Source organism: Clostridium thermobutyricum DSM 4928 (assembly GCF_002050515.1).
GTDB classification, from domain to species: Bacteria; Bacillota; Clostridia; order Clostridiales; family Clostridiaceae; genus Clostridium; species Clostridium thermobutyricum.
Genome location: NZ_LTAY01000024.1, coordinates 17,850 through 41,389 on the forward strand (window position 1 = coordinate 17,850; position 23,540 = coordinate 41,389).

20 protein-coding genes are annotated in these 23,540 nt (G+C 28.0%); all 20 read left to right on the forward strand.

The features are described from left to right. The first annotated feature begins 46 nt into the window (after window positions 1-46). The 20 genes from CLTHE_RS03385 (at window position 47) to hisC (ending at window position 23,385) form a co-directional block, all read left to right on the forward strand. The gene (locus CLTHE_RS03385) at window positions 47-274 is read left to right on the forward strand and encodes a hypothetical protein (protein ID WP_002596660.1); all 228 of its coding nucleotides are present in this window, start codon (window positions 47-49) and stop codon (window positions 272-274) included. An 8-nt stretch (window positions 275-282) separates the two neighbouring features. Continuing rightward, window positions 283-636 (forward strand): type II toxin-antitoxin system PemK/MazF family toxin, encoded by a 354-nt coding sequence (locus CLTHE_RS03390; RefSeq protein ID WP_002596661.1) that lies wholly within the window; start codon window positions 283-285, stop codon window positions 634-636. Between the two features lie 626 nt (window positions 637-1,262). Further along, window positions 1,263-2,087 (forward strand): transketolase, encoded by an 825-nt coding sequence (locus CLTHE_RS03395; protein ID WP_080021996.1) that lies wholly within the window; start codon window positions 1,263-1,265, stop codon window positions 2,085-2,087. Continuing rightward, window positions 2,084-3,028, forward strand: coding sequence for a transketolase family protein (locus CLTHE_RS03400; RefSeq protein WP_143324024.1), 945 nt, complete (start codon window positions 2,084-2,086; stop codon window positions 3,026-3,028). Before CLTHE_RS03395 ends, CLTHE_RS03400 begins: the two co-directional genes overlap by 4 nt. 95 nt (window positions 3,029-3,123) lie before the next feature. Next, the gene (locus CLTHE_RS03405) at window positions 3,124-3,969 is read left to right on the forward strand and encodes a YitT family protein (protein WP_080021998.1); all 846 of its coding nucleotides are present in this window, start codon (window positions 3,124-3,126) and stop codon (window positions 3,967-3,969) included. Between the two features lie 26 nt (window positions 3,970-3,995). Continuing rightward, the gene (locus CLTHE_RS03410) at window positions 3,996-4,847 is read left to right on the forward strand and encodes a YitT family protein (RefSeq protein ID WP_080021999.1); all 852 of its coding nucleotides are present in this window, start codon (window positions 3,996-3,998) and stop codon (window positions 4,845-4,847) included. Between the two features lie 131 nt (window positions 4,848-4,978). After that, a complete protein-coding gene (ftsE, locus tag CLTHE_RS03415; protein WP_002596666.1) occupies window positions 4,979-5,665 on the forward strand; it encodes a cell division ATP-binding protein FtsE in 687 nt (228 codons plus the stop codon). Beyond that, entirely contained in the window at window positions 5,655-6,545 is an 891-nt protein-coding gene (ftsX, locus tag CLTHE_RS03420) for a permease-like cell division protein FtsX (RefSeq protein WP_080022000.1), read from the forward strand. Before ftsE ends, ftsX begins: the two co-directional genes overlap by 11 nt. 109 nt (window positions 6,546-6,654) lie before the next feature. Continuing rightward, a complete protein-coding gene (locus CLTHE_RS03425; protein WP_080022001.1) occupies window positions 6,655-7,875 on the forward strand; it encodes a S41 family peptidase in 1,221 nt (406 codons plus the stop codon). Window positions 7,876-7,893: 18 nt separating this feature from the next. Continuing rightward, window positions 7,894-9,180, forward strand: a complete 1,287-nt coding sequence (locus tag CLTHE_RS03430) for a PDZ domain-containing protein (RefSeq protein WP_080022002.1) — start codon at window positions 7,894-7,896, stop codon at window positions 9,178-9,180. 23 nt (window positions 9,181-9,203) lie between these two features. Beyond that, window positions 9,204-11,177 carry an excinuclease ABC subunit UvrB gene (gene uvrB, locus CLTHE_RS03435; protein ID WP_080022003.1) on the forward strand — a complete coding sequence of 658 codons (1,974 nt, stop codon included), beginning with the start codon at window positions 9,204-9,206 and terminating at the stop codon, window positions 11,175-11,177. A 201-nt stretch (window positions 11,178-11,378) separates the two neighbouring features. Continuing rightward, window positions 11,379-12,068, forward strand: coding sequence for a Pr6Pr family membrane protein (locus CLTHE_RS03440; RefSeq protein ID WP_080022004.1), 690 nt, complete (start codon window positions 11,379-11,381; stop codon window positions 12,066-12,068). A gap of 178 nt (window positions 12,069-12,246) precedes the next feature. Continuing rightward, a complete protein-coding gene (locus tag CLTHE_RS03445) occupies window positions 12,247-12,690 on the forward strand; it encodes a C-GCAxxG-C-C family protein (RefSeq protein ID WP_002596672.1) in 444 nt (147 codons plus the stop codon). Between the two features lie 274 nt (window positions 12,691-12,964). Beyond that, window positions 12,965-15,790, forward strand: coding sequence for an excinuclease ABC subunit UvrA (gene uvrA / locus CLTHE_RS03450; RefSeq protein WP_080022005.1), 2,826 nt, complete (start codon window positions 12,965-12,967; stop codon window positions 15,788-15,790). Between the two features lie 147 nt (window positions 15,791-15,937). Beyond that, window positions 15,938-16,378: an FHA domain-containing protein gene (locus CLTHE_RS03455; RefSeq protein WP_002596674.1), complete on the forward strand. Its 441-nt coding sequence runs from the start codon at window positions 15,938-15,940 to the stop codon at window positions 16,376-16,378. Between the two features lie 18 nt (window positions 16,379-16,396). Beyond that, window positions 16,397-17,614: an FtsW/RodA/SpoVE family cell cycle protein gene (locus CLTHE_RS03460; protein WP_080022006.1), complete on the forward strand. Its 1,218-nt coding sequence runs from the start codon at window positions 16,397-16,399 to the stop codon at window positions 17,612-17,614. 1 nt (window position 17,615) lies between these two features. Continuing rightward, the gene (locus CLTHE_RS03465; protein WP_080022007.1) at window positions 17,616-19,115 is read left to right on the forward strand and encodes a peptidoglycan D,D-transpeptidase FtsI family protein; all 1,500 of its coding nucleotides are present in this window, start codon (window positions 17,616-17,618) and stop codon (window positions 19,113-19,115) included. A gap of 188 nt (window positions 19,116-19,303) precedes the next feature. After that, window positions 19,304-21,169 carry an excinuclease ABC subunit UvrC gene (gene uvrC / locus CLTHE_RS03470; RefSeq protein WP_080022008.1) on the forward strand — a complete coding sequence of 622 codons (1,866 nt, stop codon included), beginning with the start codon at window positions 19,304-19,306 and terminating at the stop codon, window positions 21,167-21,169. A gap of 96 nt (window positions 21,170-21,265) precedes the next feature. Then, complete coding sequence (gene murB / locus CLTHE_RS03475) at window positions 21,266-22,174, forward strand: UDP-N-acetylmuramate dehydrogenase (protein WP_080022009.1); 909 nt, start codon at window positions 21,266-21,268, stop codon at window positions 22,172-22,174. 104 nt (window positions 22,175-22,278) lie between these two features. Continuing rightward, window positions 22,279-23,385, forward strand: a complete 1,107-nt coding sequence (hisC, locus tag CLTHE_RS03480; protein ID WP_080022010.1) for a histidinol-phosphate transaminase — start codon at window positions 22,279-22,281, stop codon at window positions 23,383-23,385. Window positions 23,386-23,540: the final 155 nt, after the last annotated feature.

Genomic DNA, 23,540 nt, shown 5'->3' on the forward strand with positions numbered 1-23,540 from the left:
AGATATACTTCTTATATAAAGGCTCTTATATATAGGGGGGGAAAAGATGTTTTGCTCAAAACAGTTGAATAAAAAATGTTTTAAAAGAAAAAAAAGTAAACATAGTGAGAATGATTTAATATTATATATTGATAGCCCTTTTACTAAAGAGACTGAAATAGAAATGAAAGAAGGGTATCAAGAAATGGCATTTCTAAATTTAGAAATGGCAATGATGACTGATGATGAATTAAAAGAAGTTAATGATTATGAAAACTGGCTTTGCGGAGAGTGATAAATTAAATGGCGACTATGGTTGTAAAAAGAGGGGATATATTCTATGCCGATTTAAGTCCGGTTATTGGCTCGGAGCAAGGTGGAATTAGACCCGTTATAATAATACAAAATGATATAGGAAATAGATATAGTCCAACAGTTATTGTTGCAGCTATAACTTCACAAATTAATAAAGCTAAGTTACCTACTCATGTAGAAATTTCATCTGAAGAATATGGGTTAAATAGAGACTCTGTTGTTCTTTTAGAACAAGTTAGGACTTTAGATAAAAAAAGATTAAAAGAAAAAATTGGACATATGACTGATGCAGATATGAAAAAGGTAAATAAATCTTTGTTAATAAGTTTAAGTTTAATATAAGACGTACAAGCTATATTGCTTAAATTATGAAAAAGATAATTTTTATGAAGTTCACTTCGTTAAGCATAAAAGCAAATAAGATTTGAAATTTGCTTAACGAGGTGATTTTTTAGAATATATTATTATTTAAAGAATTAATATATATGTAGATAATAATAGATAAAGTTTTAACTAAAGGGAATTTAATAATAGAGAATATGAATTATTTATAATCATTATTGTAAGTTATAAATGAATAGATTTTATCAATTTGAAAACTACTTTAATTTAAATATTAAGGTAGTTTTTATTTTATAATTAATAAATTTTTAAATGTTTACATGAAGAAAAATTCAAATCTTGCGAAAAAGTAATATATATTATATTACTTATTAAATATTTTAATTTGAATTTAAACATAATAAATATATTAAATATAATATATATTATGTAAACAATTAGATTAAATAGACTTTAAAACATATGCTATTAATAATAGAGTATACTAAAGAATGAAATGTGATATATAAATGATATAAAGTAGGTTTAATAGTATATACAAAGAGCGTAATATATGTTAAAATAACTTATAGAAAAGAAAAAATAATCTATAAAAAGTTAAATTAAAGCTAGGAGGACATTAAAGAATGAAACAAAATAAACAAGAGCTTATGGAAACAGCTAAAATTATTAGAAAAGATATTGTTGAAATGCTTACAGAATCAGCATCAGGTCATCCAGGAGGATCATTATCAGCAGCTGATATAGTAACAGTATTATATTTCAATGAAATGAATATTGATCCTAAAAATCCTAAAATGGAAAATAGAGATAGATTTGTACTTTCAAAAGGGCATGCAGCACCAGTTTTATATAGTGCATTAGCTAGAAGAGGATTCTTTGATCCAGCAGAATTAATGACTTTAAGAAAAATTAATTCAAACTTACAAGGACATCCAAATATGAATGATGTACCTGGAGTTGATATGTCAACAGGTTCATTAGGGCAAGGCGTATCAACAGCAGTTGGAATGGCTTTAGGAGCTAAAATAAATGGTCAAGAAAATAGAGTTTATGCATTACTTGGTGATGGAGAATTAGAAGAAGGTCAAGTATGGGAAGCAGCTATGGCTGGAGCTCAATACAAATTAGATAATTTAACTATATTTATAGATTTTAATGGATTACAAATAGATGGAAACATAGAAGATGTTATGAATCCTTCTCCAATAGATAAAAAATTTGAAGCTTTCGGATGGAATGTATTAGTTATAGACGGACATAATTATGATGAAATTCTAGAAGCAATAGAAAAAGCAAAAGCTTGTAAAGGTCAACCAACAGCTATTATATGTAAAACAGTAAAAGGAAAAGGGGTTTCATTTATGGAAAACCAAGCTGGATGGCATGGAGCAGCACCTAACAAAGAACAATGTGAACAAGCAATAGCAGAAATTGGAGGATTAAAATAATGAGTAAAATAGCAACTAGAGAAGCTTATGGAAAAGCTTTAAAAGATTTAGCAAATACTAATAAAGATGTTATAGTTTTAGATGCGGACCTTTCAAAATCAACTAAAACAGCAGATTTTAAAAGTGTAGCACCAGAAAGATTCTTCAATATGGGGATTGCAGAAGGAAATATGATGGCAGTTGCAGCTGGTCTTTCAACATGTGGAAAAATCCCATTTGTAAGTACTTTTGCTATGTTTGCTGCAGGAAGAGCTTTTGAGCAAATAAGAAATTCAATATGCTATCCAAGATTAAATGTAAAAATATGCGCAACTCATGCTGGATTAACTGTTGGTGAAGATGGAGCTTCTCATCAAGCAATTGAAGATATTTCATTAATGAGAAGTATTCCTAATATGACAGTTATTAACCCATCAGATGCAGTTGAGACTGAGGCTGCTATAAAAGCAATTTCTGAAATGAATGGACCTTGCTATGTAAGACTTGGAAGAGCTGCTGTTAATGTAATAAATGATAGACCAGAATATAAATTTGAAATAGGAAAAGGAGTTACTTTAAAAGAAGGTGATGACTTAACTATTATAGCTACAGGAATTATGGTAGATGCTGCTTTAGAAGCTAGTGAAGTTTTAAAAGAAGAAGGAATCAATGCAAGAGTTATAAATATTCATACTATTAAACCAATTGATTCAGAATTAATAATAAAAGCTGCAAAAGAAACTGGGGCTATAGTTACTGCAGAAGAACATAATATAATTGGTGGATTAGGATCTGCTGTAGCAGAAGTTGTTACTGAAAATTATCCTGTACCAGTATTAAAAGTTGGAGTTAAAGATACATTTGGAGAAAGCGGAAAACCAAATCAACTTTTAGAAAAATATGGATTAACTAGTAAAGATATTATAGAAATATCTAAAAAAGCTCTAAATTGTAAAAAATAATACAATTGGAAATAAATTTGTGATATAACAGTATAGAGAGATCTATACTGTTATTTTTTTATAATAGTACATATTTAAAGGGGATATTAGAGAAAATGAAAGAAAAATTTAAAGAATATTTAATGATAACTATAGGAATGTTGTTTGTAGTTATAGCAATTCAGTTCTTTTTTATACCAAATAATATAACTGCTGGAGGAGTAACAGGAATTTCAGTAGTTATATGTGAGTATATTAAAGGATTAAATGTAGGTTTAGTAATGGGAGTATTAAATATATTCTTATTTATTATTACATTTATTTTTATAGGAAGAGATTTTGGTGGTAAAACAATATATGCAGCCATGGGAATATCTTTTATAAATTGGGCAATAGAAGAATTTTTTACTCCAATGGCAGTAACAAATGATTTAATGCTTTCTACAATTGCAGGAAGTTTATTTTTAGGAACTGGACTTGGAATAGTATTTACTCAAGATGCATCAACTGGTGGTACGGACATAATAGCTAAAATACTCAATAAATTTTTCCATATAGAAATGGGAAGAGGAATGCAAATAGTTGACATAATTGTTGTTATATTTAGTGGAATCACATTTGGAATAGAAAAAGCTATATATGCTGCAATTTGTGTTATTTTAACAGGAATAGTTATAGATAAAGTTATTTCTGGATATTATACATGTCATCAAGTAATAATTTTCACAAATAAAACAAAATATATAAAAGAATATATAATAAATGATATAGATAGAGGTTGTACTATTTTCACAGGTGAGGGTGGTTATACTGGAGAAAATAAGAATATTATATATTGTGTACTTGAAAGAGCTCAATTAATGAAAGTAAGAAAATTTTTAAAAGAAAATGAACCAGAAGCTTTTGTTATAGTAAATGATGCTCATGATGTATTAGGAAAAGGATTTGAGAAAATTGAGTGATAGCTATAATGTAAAGGAGTAAGTGTATGAAAAAAGCAGTAGTAAAAGATTATGTAATGATAACAATCGGAATAGTATTAGTAGCAATATCAGTTGAATATTTCTTTGCACCAAATGATTTAGCTGCTGGTGGAATAACAGGATTAGCAATAGTGATAAATAAATTTATACCAGCAATCGGAATCGGAGCTTTGACTTTAGTTTTAAATGTTATTTTATTTGCAGTTGCATTTATGTTTATTGGAGGAAATTTTGGAGGAAGAACTATATATGCAAGTCTTTTATTATCAGTTTTTATGTGGATTATAGAAAAATTTTTTAATCCTTTCGCATTAACTCAAGATTTAGTAATAGCAACTATATTTGGTACAATAATATCTGCAATAGGTATGGCAATTGTATTTAATTCAAATTCATCTACAGGAGGAACTGATATTATAGCAAAGCTTATGAATAAATATATGCATATTGATATTGGAAAATCTGTTTTAATAGTAGATTTTTTAATAACATTTGCGGCAGCTTTAGTTTTTGGATTAACTTTAGGATTTTATGCTATGCTTAGTGTAATTCTTCTTGGAATTCTTATTGATAAGATGATAGAAGGATTTAATGTTGCTAAACAAATTATAATAATTAGTGAACACAGTGAGAAAATAAGTAGGTTTATTATGCAGGAACTTGGAAGAGGATGTACTTGCATAAAAGGTTTTGGTGGATATACTAAAAAAGAAAAGTTTGTAATTTACACTGTTCTTGGAAGGAATGAATTCATAAAGCTTAAGAATCATATAAGAGAAGTTGATAAAGATGCATTTATTACTGTTGGGGAAGCGCACGAGGTTTTTGGTGAAGGATTTAAAATAAATGAAAATTAATAACGAAAAATAGACAAAAAAGAAAAACTTAATAAATTTTTATATAAAAATGAATATTCTATGTGATATAATAAAATTTATAATGGACAAGGGCATGTAAATATGTCCAATTCTATAAGGAGTGTAAAATAATGATTGAATTTAAAAGTGTATCAAAGATTTATGATAATAATGTAAAAGCGCTTTCAGATGTAAACATAACAATAGATTCAGGTGAATTTGTTTTCTTAGTTGGTCCATCTGGTGCTGGGAAATCAACTTTTATAAAAATGATACTAAAAGAAGTTGATCCTACAAATGGTACAATAACGGTTGCAGGTCAAGACCTATCAGAAATATCAAGAGGGAAGACACCTTATTACAGAAGAAAAATAGGGATGGTTTTCCAAGACTTTAGACTTATACCAACTTTAAATGTATATGAAAATGTTGCTTTCGCAATGAAAGTTGTAGAAGCTTCACCAAAAGAAATTAGAAGAAGAGTTCCAATGGTATTATCACTTGTTGGATTATCTCACAAATATAAAATGTTTCCAAATGAATTGTCTGGAGGAGAGCAACAGAGAGTTTCTTTAGCACGAGCAATTGTTAATAATCCTTCAGTTTTAATTTGTGATGAGCCTACAGGAAACCTTGACCCTCAAACTGCTAGTGAAATAATGGAGCTTTTAGAAGACATTAATTCAGCAGGAACTACAATATTAATGGCTACTCATGCTCAAGAAATAGTTAATGATATGAAAAAGAGAGTTATAGCTATTGATAAAGGTGAAATTGTAAGAGATGAGGAAAGGGGTAGATATACTGATGAAGATTAATACGATAAAGCATTTTATAGTTGATGCTTTAAAAAGTTTAAAAAGAAACAAAACAATATGTTTAGCTTCAGTAATAACTGTGCTTATTACGTTCTTTGTTCTTGGTATATTCGTACTAGTGAGTAAGAACGTAGGTTTAGCGTTAAATGGAGTTCAATCTAAGGTTGAATTAAAAGTATTTTTACAAAATGATATTAAGTTAGTAGATCAAAGAGAAATTGAAATAAAATTAAAGGATATGCCAGAAGTTAAGGATGTTACTTACGAATCAAAAGATCAAGCATTCATAAACTTCCAAAAAGGTTCAGAAAATAATAAAGGATTACTTGAAGGATATAGTTTACAAAACAATCCATTCCCAGCATCCTATGTTGTTAAATTAAATAAACCAGAAGATGCGCAAACAGTAGCGAATGCTATTAAAAATATGCCTGGTGTTGATAGTATAGGAAATCAACAAGATTTAATTAATACAATAACTAGAATTGTAAATGCAGTTAGAATTATAGGGGTTATTCTATTCCTAATATTAATAGGAGTTGCAATATTCTTAATTATGAATACAACAAAACTTACTGTTTATTCAAGGCGTAGAGAAGTAGGAATAATGAAGTTTGTTGGAGCAACAGACTGGTTTATAAGATGGCCATTTATTATAGAAGGAATGATAATAGGGCTTGTAGGAGCTATATTAGCTAGTATTCTTGTAGGATTTGCATATCAAGGCTTCTTTAGCTGGATAACAACTAAAATGTTATTTGTAGATATAGTAGGAACTTCATATATATACACATCATTATTATGGCAATTTGCTATAGCAGGTGCTGTTATAGGTGGAGGAGCAAGTTACTTCTCATTAAGAAAATTCTTAGTTGTATAAAAAGAATGAAATTGAATATACTATAATGTATAATAAACTCAGTGGATAATTTATCCACTGAGTTTTATTTTAAATTTTTATGTAAAATAAAGATATGTGAGGAAAGAGTATGAGAAAAGAGGGGCTAAATAAAGTAATCATAGCTGTTGCTGGAGTTGTTATAGCAACTGGATCTTTTTATGCAGGTAATATTGCATCAACAAAAGGATTAATACTTACTAATATAAATTCAAAAGTGAAAAATGCTATTCAAGAAGCTAGCGATACAGCTAAATATAAAGAATTATTTGATGTGAGAAATGCGATAATTTCAAATTATGATGGCGAAGTTGAAGATAAAGTGCTTTTAGAAGGAGCAATAAAAGGAATGGCAAATTCCTTAAAAGATCCGTATACAATCTATATGACTAAAGAAGAATATGAAAGTTATAATGAGCATAATTCAGGAGAATATGTTGGGATTGGAGTTCATATAGGAATTAAAGATAATAAAGTAGAAGTAGTAAAACCTATGGAAAATTCTCCTGCCAAAAAGGCTGGGATAAAGCCAGAAGATATAATAGTAGAAATAGACGGACAAGAGATTAAAGGTGATATAGAAAAAGCAAGCAAATTGATAAAAGGAAAGAAAGGTGAAGCTGTAAATCTTGTTATTGAATCAAAAGATTCAAAAGAAAAGAAAAATGTTAAAGTAATAAGAGATGAAATAAAGACAGAAGACGTTATAGTAGAGATGCTTTCAAATAATATAGGATATATTCAAATAACAGGATTTAATGAAGGTGTTACAGACAAATTGAAAAAAGGGATAAATTCTCTTAAAGAAAAAGGAATGAAAGGACTTATTCTAGATTTAAGAGGAAACCCAGGGGGATATCTTCATGAAGCAATAGGTGTAGCATCACAATTTATAAAAAAGGGAGAAACTATAACCTATACTATAAATAAATATGATAAGAAAGAAGTTAAGGAATCAAAAGGCGGAGTTGCTGAAGGAATGCCATTAGTAACATTAATTGATGGTGGAAGTGCTAGTGCATCAGAAGTTGTAACTGGAGCTTTAAGAGATTATAAAGTTGCAACTATTGTAGGAGAAAATAGTTTCGGAAAAGGAATAGTTCAAGCACCAATTGAATTTAGTGATGGAAGTGCCTTAAAAGTTACAATATCAAAATATTATACTCCTAATGGGGAAAATATTCATAAAAAAGGTATAAAACCAGATATAGTAGTAGAAATTCCTAAAGAAGTTTTAGAAAAACCTTATGATAGAAATACAGATATTCAACTAAAAAAAGCCATAGAAGTTATTGAAGATAAAACTAAATAAACTTTTAGGAGGTAGATTTTGGATTTAGAAATTTATACTTTAAAGGCTTTATCAGGAATTATTATAGATCCATTTTTTTTTGGAATACTCGTAATTATTGGTATAATATTTTATTGGAAAAACTTAAGAGTAGCAAAAATGCAGAAAATGATATTAGGGGAGAGTATAAATTCTCCTCTTGAATTAACTCTTTCCCAATTTGCACTAGGAATAATAGCGGGAATAATATTAGGATTTGTATGTAACTTTCTTGGAATAATATTTAGAGAAAATTCAGGGATAGCAACATTATTCATAATATCTATAATATTAATGGTCATAAAACCGAGATTCGCATGTTATTCTTATGGAGCATCTATTTTAGGATTTATAAGTTTATTATATAAATATGTAATAATGAGAGGAAAGACAACTAATAATTTAAATATTGATATTATCATGTTAGTTACATTTGTAGGTATTTTACATATTATAGAAGGATTGTTAGTTATAATAGATGGTAGTAAAGGTTCTATTCCAGTATTTTCAAAAAAACAAGGAGTTATATGGGGCGGATATTTATTAAATAGATATTGGTTTTTGCCTATAAGTATATTAGTATTTGTTAAGCAAAATACATTTTGTTCAATTTCACAGAAATATATAAATACTCCGAGTTGGTGGCCAATTTTAAGATCTCCATATACTATATCATTATTAAGCAGTAGTGCTATTTTAATGATGACTTTTTATGGAGTTTTCAATTACTCAGGGTTAACTTTTACGAAGAATAGAAGAGAAAAAAGGCTAGAAGCTGGAATAATAATTATTATTTATGGAATAATTATTACAATATTAGGTCAAATAGCCAATTTAGGACTAATTTTTAAAATATTAGTATTAATTTTACTTCCTATCTTACATGAAATACAGATAAAAGTTCAAAGATATAGAGAAAATAAAAGAAAACCAATATTTTATAGTTTGCCAGGGAGAATATGTGTAATAGAAGTTATTCCTAATTCCCTATCATATAAAGCTGGAATTAGAGCTGGAGATATAATAAAAAAAATAAATGATAAAATAGTTATGTCTGAAAATGAAATATATATAATGAGGGATTGTATTCAAAGAGATGTAGAGATTACTATCATAAAAAAAGATAAAGAATTAAAATTAAAAATTGATAAAGATCTAAATAAAGGTTTAGGAATACTTGTTGTACCAGTTTCAATATTAAATAAAAATAATTTTGGACATGTTTTAAAAGAAAAACAAGATCAAATTAGAAAATTGGATGAAAATAAAAAGATTAAAAATGGATAACTTATAAAGAGAGGTGAAAAGGAATGGATACTTTTAAGATAGAATCAAAATTTAAACCAATGGGAGATCAACCAAAAGCAATAGATACGTTAGTTGATTCCTTAAATAAAGGTAATAAATATCAAACTTTACTTGGGGTAACTGGATCAGGAAAAACTTTTACTATGGCAAATATAATAGAGCGAGTTGGAAAACCAACACTTGTACTTGCCCATAATAAAACTTTAGCAGCTCAACTTTGTGCTGAGTTTAAAGAATTTTTTCCAAATAGTATAGTTGAATATTTTGTTTCATATTACGATTATTATCAACCAGAAGCATATGTTCCTCAAACTGATACATTTATAGAAAAAGATGCATCAATAAATGATGAAATAGATAAACTTAGACATTCAGCTACATCTGCACTATTTGAGAGAAGAGATGTTATAATAGTTGCTTCTGTATCTTGTATTTATGGATTAGGAAATCCGGATGAATATAAAAAGCTTACAATAAGCCTTAGAAAAGGAATGGAAAAGGATAGAGATGAAGTAATAAGAAAGCTTATAGAAATTCAATATGAAAGAAATGACATAGATTTTTCAAGAGGAACTTTTAGGGTTAGAGGAGATTCTCTTGATATAATTCCTGCATCTCAATCAAATAAAGGGATAAGAGTTGAATTTTTTGGAGATGAGATTGATAGAATAAGAGAGTTTGATGTTTTAACAGGAACTATAATTGGAGAAAGAGAGCATGCTCATATAATGCCAGCTTCTCACTTTGCTGCGTCACAAGAAGTTATTGAAAGATCTATTGGAAAAATAGAAGATGAATTAGAAAAAAGATTAATAGAACTTAATTCACAAGATAAATTATTAGAAGCTCAAAGATTAAGACAAAGAACTAATTATGATATAGAAATGATTAGAGAAATGGGATATTGTAGTGGAATAGAAAATTATTCTAGGATACTTGATGGAAGAGAAGCAGGTTCTCCGCCTAAAACTCTTATAGATTATTTTCCAGAAGATTTTTTAATGTTTATAGATGAAAGTCACGTTACACTTCCACAAGTTAGAGCTATGTATGCAGGTGATAGATCAAGAAAAGATTCTCTAGTAGAATATGGATTTAGATTACCTTGTGCATATGATAATAGACCACTTAAGTTTGAAGAATTTGAAAGTAAAATAAATCAAGTTGTATTTGTAAGTGCTACTCCAGGAAAATATGAAGAAGAACATGAAAAAGTAGTTGCAGAACAAATAATTAGACCAACAGGACTTTTAGATCCACCAATAGAAATAAGACCAGTAACTGGACAAATAGATGATCTTTATAGTGAAATACTACAAACTACAAAGAGAGGATTTAGAACTCTTATTACAACATTAACAAAGAAAATGGCTGAAGATTTAACTAAATATTTAACAGAGCTTGGGGTTAAAACAACATATATGCATTCTGATATAGATACAATAGAAAGAATGAAGATAATAAGAGATTTAAGACTTGGAGAATTTGATGTATTAGTAGGAATTAACCTTTTAAGAGAAGGATTAGATATACCAGAGGTAGCTTTAGTTGCAATACTTGATGCAGATAAAGAAGGATTTTTAAGATCAGAAACTTCAATGGTTCAAACTATTGGAAGAGCTGCAAGGAATGCAGAAAGTAAAGTTATAATGTATGCTGATAATATTACAGGCTCAATGGATAGAGCTATAAAAGAAACTAATAGAAGAAGAAGTATACAAATGGTTTATAATGAAGAACATGGAATAATTCCAAAAACAATTATAAAAGACGTACGTGATGTTATAGAAGCCACAAAAGTTTCAGAAGATGAGGCTAAATATGAGGCAGAAGTTAAAGAAAAGAAATTAACTAAAAAAGAAAAAGAAAAATTAATTAAAGAGTATACAGATGAAATGATGGTTGCAGCTAAAAATCTTCAATTCGAGAGAGCTGCTGAATTAAGAGATATGATTGAAAAATTAAAATCAAACTAAATATTAGAATTAAAAAGCAATGCTAAAAAGCATTGCTTTTTATATTAAGAAATAAAAATTTACTTATAATGATGAAGTATTTAAATAGGAATAGTTTTAAATTTTATATTTGTTAACTAGATATTAAAAAAAAATACTTTGAATATCAAAATATTTTTATTATAATTTAGAGACATAAAATATTTATAGATAGGTGATTTAATGGGAAAAATAAAGAAAATTTGGAGAACTTTAGCTATTGCAATCATAATATTAGGATTAACAATATCTTTTATAATGCAAGTTTGGGTAAAACCAGATATATCAAATTCAATAGGACGAGTTCTAGGTTACTTTGATTATTTTACTCAATGGAGTAATATTTTTGTTTTAATTTGGTTTATAAATGATACATTCTTAGATAATAAAATTAAATTTTTTAATAAAAGAGGTGTAAGAGGAGCATTAAACTTATATGTATGGGTTGCTGGAGCAGTTTTCTGGCTAATTTTAAATGCTCAATGGCATCAAGTTGGATGGGATAAATTTGAGACATGCATATTACATGGATTTACTCCAGTAGTTTTCTTCTTAGATTGGTTATTCTTTTATCCAAAAGGAACGTATAAGTTTAAGGATATTATTAAATGGGAAATATGGCCAATTTGCTATATGATTTTTGCTATTGTAATGGGAAAAATAACAGGATATTTTCCATATTCATTTTTCAATATAGATAAAATGGATTTATCTCAATTTATTTCATCAATGAAATTTGTAGTTATAGGATTTGTTTTATTTGCTATTATTTTAGTTATAATAGACAAGCTATGTTATGTTATAAATAAAGCAAGAGGTAAAGAATTAGATTTAAGCTTTTTATCAGGAATGGATGCAACTTTAGATAATTAATAAGAGTTAGAGAAAAAAGGATTTCAGAAATGAAATTCTTTTTTTATTAATATTTGAGTAAATAAATTATTTATGTTTAAAAGAGATATAATGTGATTTAATTCCATAACAAAAATCATTAACTATTTAAATATAAAGTGCTATAATCTAAAATAGTATTATACTTAGGAGGAGAGTTATGGAAGAAATAAATATTCAAGAATTAAGAGAAAAAGCTGAAGGATATTATCAAAGAGGTGAGTTTTTCTGTTCAGAAGCTATAATAAAAGTTATTAAAGATGCTTTTGCACCAGAAATAAGTGATGATATTGTAAAAATGGCATCAGGATTTCCAGTAGGAATGGGAAGATCAGGTTGTACATGTGGAGCATTATCTGGAGGTATTATGGCATTAGGTATGATGTTTGGTAGAAACAAACCAAATGGAACTGAAGTAGATAAAACTATGCAAATATCAAAAGAGTTACATGATAAATTTAGAGAAATGAATAAAAGTACATGCTGTAGAGTATTAACAAAAGGACTAGTTATGGGATCAGATGTACATAAAAAGCAATGTGTTAGATTAACAGGAGAAGTTGCAGAAGAGGTTGCTAAGATAATAATAAGAGAATCTAAATAAATATAGATAAAAAAGCCTAAAAAGATTTTTTCTTTTTAGGCTTTTTTATTTAATATTTCATACAAAAAGCTAAAAACTGAAAAATAAAATAACGATATTATTTATATAATTTTGATTAAAAAATACGGGAACATATTTTCGATAATATTCATTTTTAGTTAATTAAGTATGATATAATTAGCAGATAAGGAATTAATTAAAATGATAGCTTTGGCTGTATTAATTTTATAGGAAAAGATTAAAATAGATATAGATAGAAAGAGAGGAAAAAGATATGAAGGATAAAATTATTATAAAAGGTGCTAAAGTACATAATTTAAAAAATGTTAACTTAGAAATACCTAGAGATAAATTGATAGTATTTACTGGTCTTTCAGGGTCCGGTAAATCATCATTAGCATTTGATACTCTTTATGCAGAAGGACAAAGAAGATATGTAGAATCTCTTTCTGCATATGCAAGGCAGTTTTTAGGTCAAATGAATAAACCAGATGTTGAATATATAGAAGGACTTTCCCCAGCAATTTCAATAGATCAAAAAACAACAAGTAAAAATCCACGTTCTACTGTTGGAACTATAACAGAAATATATGATTATCTAAGATTACTTTATGCTAGAATAGGAATTCCACATTGTCCTAAATGTGGAAAAGTAATAAGCCAGCAATCTATAGATCAAATAATAGATCAAGTTATGGAATTAGAAGAAAGAACAAAGATACAAGTACTTTCTCCTATAGTAAGAGGGCGAAAAGGAGTTCATGAAAAAATATTAGATAATATTAAGAAAAATGGTTTTGTCAGAGTAAGAATTGATGGTGAAATATATGAACTTGGCGAAGATGAGATAAAATTAGATAAAAATAAAAAACATAATATAGAAGCAGTAGTAGATAGACTTGTTATAAAAGAAGGAATAGAAGGTAGACTTTCAGATTCTGTAGAAACTGCTTTAAAACTTGGAGATGGACTTGTAATTATAAATATAGTTGGTGGAGAAGATAGACTTTATAGTGAAAAATTTTCATGCCCTGATTGTGGAATTAGTATAGAAGAACTTGCTCCTAGAATGTTTTCTTTTAACTCTCCTTTTGGTAAATGTGACCGTTGTGATGGATTAGGAACATTAATTGAAATTGATGAAGATTTAGTTATTCCAGATAGAAGTCTTAGTATAATGGAAGGTGCAATAGCTCCTTGGGGAGAAGGAAGAACAAAAGAAGATTCATGGACTTTTGCCATACTAACTTCTTTAAGTAAGAAATATAAATTTGATTTAAAAACTCCAATTAAAGATTTAGATAGAAAGATATTAGATATAATTCTTTATGGAACAGATGGAGAAAGAGTAAAAGTAGATTATGTTAAAGATGGAATAAAAGCAACTTATAATGTGGATTGGGAAGGAGAAATAAATTCTCTTCAAAGAAGATATATGGAAACTAATTCTGATATTATTAAAGGCGAAATAGAACAGTATATGAGTGATGATTACTGTCCAAAGTGTAAAGGTGCAAGACTTAAAAAAGAGGCACTTGCAGTTACTGTTGGAGGTAAGAACATATTCCAATTTACTGAAATGTCAATAAAAGAAGAATTAGATTTTATAAATAGTATAGAATTATCTGAAAAAGAAGCTATAATAAGTGATCAGATAGTTAAAGAGATAAGAAGTAGATTAGAATTTCTTATTAATGTTGGACTTGATTATTTAAATTTATCTAGAAGTTCAGGAACATTATCAGGAGGAGAATCTCAAAGAATAAGACTTGCAACTCAAATTGGTTCAGCTCTAATGGGAGTTTTATATATACTTGATGAGCCTAGTATAGGACTTCATCAAAGAGATAATGATAGACTTATACAAACATTAAAAAATCTTAGAGATGTTGGAAATACTGTTATAGTAGTTGAACATGATGAAGATACAATGAGAGAAGCTGATTTTATAGTTGATATTGGACCAGGTGCTGGAGAACATGGTGGAAAAATAGTGGCAGCAGGTACTCTTGAAGAAATATTACAAGATGAGAATTCAATAACTTCTCAATATTTAACTGGAAAGAAAAAAGTTGAAGTTCCTAAAGAAAGAAGAAAGGGAAATGGAAATAAAATATCTGTTATAAAAGCAAGTGAGAATAACTTAAAAAATGTTTCAGTTGATTTTAATTTAGGTGCATTAACTATGGTAACAGGAGTTTCAGGTTCAGGAAAAAGTACTCTTGTTAATGAAATACTTTATAAAGGATTAAATAAAATTATAAATAAAAGCAAAAATCCAGTTGGAATGCATAAAGAAATTAAAGGCGCAGAAAATATAGATAAGATAATAGCTATTGATCAAAGTCCAATAGGAAGAACTCCACGTTCAAATCCTGCAACTTATACAGGAACTTTTGATATAATAAGAGAACTTTTCTCACAAACACCAGAAGCTAAAATGAGAGGATATAAACCTGGAAGATTTAGTTTTAATGTCAAAGGTGGTAGATGTGAAGCTTGTACAGGAGATGGAATTATAAAAATAGAAATGCAATTTTTATCTGATGTATATGTACCATGTGAAGTTTGTAAAGGAAAGAGATATAATAGGGAAACATTAGAAGTTAAATACAAAGGAAAAACTATTGATGATGTATTAAATATGACAGTAGAAGATGCTTTAGAATTTTTTGATAGTATACCTAGAATAAAAAATAAATTACAAACTTTATATGATGTAGGACTTGGATATATAAGACTTGGGCAACCTTCAACACAATTATCAGGGGGAGAAGCTCAAAGAATAAAGCTTGCATATGAACTTTCAAAAAGAAGTACAGGAAAAACATTCTATATTCTTGATGAACCTACAACTGGACTTCATATAGATGATGTAAATAGATTAATTTCAATATTACAAAGACTTGTAGATGGCGGGAATACAGTAGTAGTAATTGAACATAATTTAGATATGATTAAATGTGCTGATTATATTACAGATTTAGGACCAGAAGGTGGAGATAAAGGTGGAAATATTGTTTATTCTGGACCTTTAGAAGGAATATTAAAAGAAGAACATTCATATACAGGCAAATATTTAAGTAAAATCTTAAAATAGGTAATAAACCAAGCAAATGTTAATATTAACAAAATTTTAACATAATTGCTTGGTTACATTAATATAAAATTAAATGTAAGATAAATGTATGAATTAAAGTTAATTTTAGTGTATAATCTAAAAGATAAAGTAATATGAGGTGAAAATATGAGTTTTGAAAGATTTATAGGAGGCGTTTTTGGAATTTTCTTTATTTTAATATTATTCATCATAATTATATCTGCATTAAAGATAATGGCTAAAGATGTTAAAAGTGGTGAAAAAAGAAAATCAACTGCTAACAAAAAACATCATGGAATTGAAGTTGTAAAAGCAGGCAAGAATGTAAATCTTAAAGTTGGAACAATTGTACCCGTTAAGGTTATAACTACAATAGGAAGATCGAGTGATTGTACTATAGTATTAAGTGATAATTATGCATCAACAAAACACGCAAGAATTGTAGTTAAAAATAATGTTTTAATACTAGAAGATTTAGGAAGCACTAATGGTACTTATCTAAATGGAGAAAAAATTAAAGGTAGAGTTAAGCTTTTCACTAGAGATGAAATAAGAGTTGGAACAGCAGTATTTAAAGTGTTAGCTTAATGTGATTGAGGTGAAAAAATGAAAAAAAATAGAACAGGATTAGGAATTCTAATTCTTATATTTATCCTGTGTATGGGTCTTTTTACAAATCTAGCAATTTTAAAAACACCTATAAATACAAAGCCTCTTTATGTTGGTTTAATTTTATGTGTTGTAATTGGAGTTGCTTATTTTATTACTAGGAAAACAAGTAAGAATGGAGATAAATTTATATTTTTATTTGCAAGTGTAGAAGCTGTAATTGGAATTGCAATGTTATATAGATTGCGTCCAGAAACGGGCGAAAGGCAACTTGGATGGTTCATAGTTGGTTTAGTTATATTCTTAATAATAATTAAGTTCTTACCGGATTTTAGAAATTTTACTAAATATCAGAATCTTTATTTGATAGGTGTTATAATATTTATGCCTATGGCCCTTATTTTTGGTAGAGATGTAATGGGAGCTAAAAACTGGGTATTCATAGGAGGATTTAGTTTTCAGCCATCTGAATTTGGTAAAATCGCATTAGTTTTATATCTTGCAGCTGCACTTAGAGGATTTAAAAATAAAAATGCAAAAGAAAATATAAGACAAATATTTAAACCTGGATTAGTAGTTATGTATTCTATGGCTTGTATGGTGTTACAAAATGACTTAGGTTCAGCACTTATTTTCTTTGGTATATCAGTAACTATGTTATTTATAGCAACAGCAAAGAAGAAGTACATAGCAATTTGTTTAGGACTTGCAGCTATTGGGTCTTTTGTGGCATATAAGATAATTCCACATGTTACTCTAAGAGTTGAGATATGGCTTAATCCTTGGAAATATGCTAGTGATAAAGGATATCAGCTAGTACAAGGCTTCTATGCAATAGCTACTGGAGGAGCATTAGGATTAGGATTAGGTCAAGGATATCCAGGTTTTGTACCAGTTAATACAACAGACTTTTTATTTGCAGTAATTTGTGAAGAGTTAGGTATTGTTCTAGGAATTGGAATGATAATAATCTACTTTCTTTTATTTTATAGGGCAATAAGAGCTGCATTTGTTACTGATGATGAATTTTTACAACTTACAGTAGTTGGATTTAGTGCAATGTTAGCATGTCAAGTACTAGTAATAATTGGAGGGATATTTGCAATTATACCTTTAACAGGAATTGCGTTACCTCTTGTTAGTTATGGTGGAACATCGATGATAACGACTATGTTTGCATTAGGAATACTTCAAAAAGTTTCAGGAGAGAGCTAATATGAATGATTTAAAAAAGAATGTAACAAAAGTTATGATAGTATTTCTATTTTTATTTATAGCTTTAATTTCATATATTGCTTACTTTCAAGTTTTCAAAGCTTATAATATTGCTCATAAGCAAGGAAATAGAATTGTATGGGCACAAAGAAATTCAGTATTAAGAGGAACTATTTATGATAGAAATATGAATCCTTTAACAAAGAGTGTTAGAACGGGGCCACTTTCTCAAAAAGTAGAATATCCATATGGAGGTATTTTTGCACATCCAATAGGATATATGAGTGAAAGATTTGGTGTTACTGGATTAGAAGCAACTTTTGATAAACAATTATCAACTTATAATAGTACTAGAACAGACTTAAAGACTTTAATGGATAATTTTAGTTGGCAAAATTTAAAAGATATGTTCTTCCAAAGAAATAATAAGAGTAATCAGGTTGGTAATAGCGTAGTTACTACACTTGATACTAAAGTTCAAGAAGCTGTAGTAAAAGCTTTTGGAAACCATAAGGGAGGAGCAGTTGCAATTGATCCAAAAACAGGGCAAGTTTTAGCAATGGTTTCAATGCCAACATTTAATCCAAATGACTTAGCGACAGAAATGGCAAGAGCTAATAAGATAGAACAAGAAAATAAAAATTTACCTGACCCAGGTAGTCCTCTAGTTAATAGAGCTATCAATGGATTATTCCCACCTGGATCTACATTTAAGATTGTTACAACAACAAGTGCTTTAAATAATATTCCAGGAGTAGGATCAGAAATATTCCATGATACAGGAGAAATTAAATTCCCTGATGGGCAAGTATTACACAATAATGATTATGAAGTAGATGGAAATATAGATTTAAGAAGAGCGTTTGTACTTTCAAGTAATGTTGTTTTTGGTACTCTTGCAATGCAACTTCAAAATCCTAAGTTAAGACAGACAGCTGAAATGTTTGGATTTAATGAACAAATACCTGCAATTGGATTTGCTATGACACCAAGCCAATTCCCTAAATATGATAGTTGGCAAATTGGATTAATAGCTCAATCAGGTATAGGTCAAGCAGGAGTTCTTGCATCACCAATGCAAATGGCTCTTGTAGCAGGAACTGTTGCAAATAATGGTGTAATGATGGAACCTAAGTTAGTTAATAAGATTATTAACCAACAAGGGCAAACAGTACAATCATTTAGTAACCAAGAATATAGAAGAGTTATGTCACAAAGTGATGCAGCAACAATAAAAAGCTATATGACAAGTTTAGTAGAAAATAATATGGCAGGAGGATATTGGTCATTCTTTAAAGGATATGATGTTGCAGCTAAAACAGGTACAGCAACTCATGATGGAAAAGCACCAGACTCATGGCTTGAAGGATTTGCACCAGCAAATGATCCTAAAATAGCGTTTGCTGTTTGTGTAGAAGATGCAGGTTATGGAGCAGGAGCAGCTTCAGATGTTGCAGGAGCTATGCTTCATGCTTTCTTTAATAATAAACCACCACAATAAATAATTTTTAGAGGTAAGTGAATTGGCTTGCCTCTAAATTTTTGAGTACAATTTTATAATATAAGATATAATTTGACAAAAAAGACGATTAAAAAACAAATAAAAGTATTTTCAATAGAATTAAATTGTGCTTTAATTAATTTGTAATTAACTGTATAAGATAATTATTAAAAAAGGAGGAGGTAAAAATTTTTGATTTTGAATATCACTTAAAAATGTTACCTGATAAACCAGGGGTTTATTTAATGAAAAATAAACTTGGTGAAGTAATATATGTTGGAAAAGCGAAAATTCTTAAAAATAGAGTAAGACAATATTTTCAAAATTCAAAGAATCATTCTGAAAAAGTTCGAGCAATGGTAAAGAATATTTGGGAATTCGAATATATAGTTACAGATTCAGAAATGGAAGCCTTAATTTTAGAGTGTAATTTAATAAAAAAATATAGCCCTAGATATAATATCCTTTTAAAGGACGATAAATTCTATCCTTTTATAAAAATAACCATGAATGAAGATTTTCCAAGAGTTTTTGTGACACGTAATTTTTCTAAAGATGGAAATAAATATTTTGGTCCTTACACTGATGGAAGTGCAGTTTATGAAACAATAAATTTAATTAGAAAGATCTTTCCTGTGAGAACTTGTAAGAAAAATATAGTTGTTGGTGGGGAGCCTACAAGACCTTGCTTAAATTATCATATTAAAAAATGCATGGCTCCTTGTGGAGGACATATATCAAAAGAAGACTATATGAAAATAATTGATTCGATAGTTGATATATTAAATGGAAAAGATAAAGCAATATTAGCAGATTTAAAAGCTAAAATGGAAGAAGCAAGTTTGAATTTTGAATTTGAGAAAGCTGCAGTTTATAGAGATAAAATTATATCTATTCAGACTTTAGTTCAAAAACAAAAAATGTTTAAAGTAACTGAAGGTGATGAAGATTTTATAAATATATATAGAGATAATAATGATAGCTGTGTACAAGTTTTTTTCCTAAGAGATGGAAAAATAACAGGAAGAGAGCATTTTATAATTGAAAATACGTTTGATGAGAGTGATGAAAAAGTATTATCACAGTTTATAGTTAATTTTTACAGTGGAACAGCAAAAGTTTCAAGAAATATATATATTCCTAATATTGAAGATGAAGAAATTTTAGAAGAATTCTTAACTATAAAAAGAGGAAGCAAAGTTTCTTTAAAAATTCCTCAAAAAGGTGAAAAGAAAAGTATGTTAGATATGGTTAAGGAAAATGCAAAAATAACTTTAGAAAAGTTTAAAGATAAAATATTACAAGAAAAAGCAACTAATAAAAATTCATTAAATGAATTATCAGAAATATTAGGATTAGATATATTTCCTCACAGAATTGAAGCTTATGACATATCTAATATACAAGGAGTAGATTCTGTAGGAAGTATGATAGTATTCGAAGATGGAAAAGCAAAAAACAGTGACTATAGACGATTTAGAATAAAAACAGTAAAAGGTGCTAATGATTATGATAGTATGAGAGAAATCTTAACTAGAAGATTTGAGCATGGATTAAAAGAAATACAAGAAATACAAAGTAGGAATTTACAATTTTCCAAAGGAAAATTTTCTAACTTTCCAGATCTAATAATAATGGATGGAGGAAAAGGTCAGATTAATATCGCTTTAGAGGTATTGAGAGATCTTCAAATAAATATAGAGGTTTGTGGATTAGTTAAAGATGATAAGCATAATACCAGAGGTATAATTTATAATAATGAAGAATTTATAATAAGAAGTAATTCTGAATTAATGCAGATGCTTAGAAGAATTGGAGACGAAGTACATAGATTTGCTATAACATATCATAGATCTTTAAGGGATAAGAGAACTCTTCATTCAATATTAGATGATATTCCTAATATAGGGAATAAGAGAAGAAAAGAACTTTTATTGAAATTTGGAAGTGTAGATAATATTAAAAAAGCAACAATAGATGAACTATTAGAAACACCAGGAATTAATAGAAAAGCGGCAGAAAGTATAATTAACTACTTCAACAAAAAAGAATAATAAAAAGAGTTAAACAATTTGTAATTTTAATGCACTTGTTTTAATTTCCAATTTAGAATATACTATAAAATTATAACAGTAATGAGGAGTTTAGTAATGAATGAATATAATAAATTATTCAAAGAAGTATTTTTAGAAGATCAAATAGAATATAATGCATTAATGAGTGAACATATATACTTTAAAGTTGGAGGACCAGTAGATGTACTTTTAGTACCTAGAAATGTAGATCAAGTTATAAAAGCTTTAAAGATATGTAAGGACAACAATATTCCATATTATGTTATAGGAAATGGTTCTAATCTTTTAGTTAAAGATGGTGGAATGGATGGTGTTGTAATTAAGCTTACAGAGCTTAAGCAGTTAAAAGTAGATGGCGAAAAAATAGAGGCTGAATGTGGTGTTTTATTAAAAGATGTAAGTAAATTAGCTTTAGAAAATTCATTGACAGGATTTGAATTTGCATGTGGAATTCCAGGATCAGTAGGAGGAGCTGTATTCATGAATGCAGGTGCTTATTTAGGTGAAGTTGCTCATGTGATAGAAAGTGCTAAAGTTATTGATAAAGATGGAAATATAAAAGTATATAGTAAAGAAGAATTAGAACTTGGATATAGAACTTCAAAAGTTATGGAAAATAATGAGATAGTTTTAAGTGCAGTTTTTAAACTTGAAAAAGGTGAATTCCAAAAAATAAAGGATAGAATAGATGATTTAACTTATAAGAGAGAATCAAAACAACCTCTTGAATATCCTTCAGCAGGTAGTACTTTTAAAAGACCAGAAGGGTATTTTGCAGGAAAGTTAATTCAAGATGCAGGACTAAAAGGATTTGAATTAGGTGGAGCAGCTGTTTCAAGCAAGCACTCTGGTTTTGTTATAAATAAAGGTGGTGCAACTGCAAAAGATATATTAGATTTAATTCATCATGTTCAATCTGAAGTTAAGAAGCAATTTGGAGTTGAATTACATCCAGAAGTTAGAATAATAGGTAAAGATAAATAGGATTTAAAAAGAAGACTTTTATATAAAGTCTTCTTTTTTTATAACTTTATTGAAAAAAAATACATTAATGTTATAATAAGTATAATTGTTGAGGGGGCGGTATTATGAAAAAAATTATTAGAAATGAAGTTTTAAATTTAGAAGAATATATAGCAGGAAAACCTATAGATGAGGTTAAAAGAGAATTAGGTATAGAAAGAGTTATTAAGATGGCATCAAATGAAAATCCTTATGGATGTTCAGAAAAGGTAAAAGAAGTATTAAAGAATACAATTAATGAGGTATGTCTTTATCCTGATTCATCATCTTATGAATTTAAGAATGAATTAAGTAAGAAATTTAATATTGAGTCAGATATGATTTTTTGCGGAGCTGGATCTGATTCACTTATTAAAGATATCTGTGCTACTTTTTTAAATAAATCAGATGAGAGTATAATGGCTAATATAACATTTCCAAGGTATAAAAGTAATACACTATTAATGGGAGGAATACCAATAGAAGTTCCATTAAAAGAAAATAAATTAGATTTAGAAGAAATGATAAATAAAATAAATGATAAAACTAAAATAATATGGCTTTGCAATCCTAATAATCCAACAGGAACTATATTCACAAAAAAAGAGTTTGATGAAATTATAAATAAAATACCTAAGAATGTAATTATCGTAATGGATGAAGCTTATATTGAATTTGTAGATAAAGAAATAGAGCTACCAGATTCATTAGAACTTTTAAAGAAACATGAAAATATTATTATACTTAGAACATTTTCTAAAGCATATGGACTAGCTTCTTTAAGATTTGGTTATGGAATAGCAAGCAAAGAAATAGTTTCATATTTAAATAGAGTAATAAATCCTTTTGATTCAAATCTTTTTGCACAAAAAGCAGCATTAGAAGCGATTAAAGATAATGATCATTTAGAATATGTAATAAAAAACAATAGAGAACAAAAGGAATATTTTTCAAGAGAGTTTAAAAAGCTAGGATTAGAGTATATAGAATCACAAGCTAATTTTATAATGGTAGATATAAAATGTGATGATAAAAAAATATATGAGTATTTATTAAGAAAAGGATTCATAATAAGACCAGGATTTTTATTAGGAATGAAAGGGCATTTAAGGATAAGTATAAGCAAAGAAGAAAATAATAAAGAATTTATGTATAATTTAGAAGAAGGATTAAGAGAAATAAATAAAATATAAACTAACTATAATATGAAAATAAGTAGAATTATTATCTACTTATTTTTTTATTTAAATTTTTTGAAAAATATATAACTTAAAATTAGATTATTATAGAAAAGTAAAGTGTATGTTAAAAATTCTTAATTCAAGAAATGGTTATAGAAAAATAACAA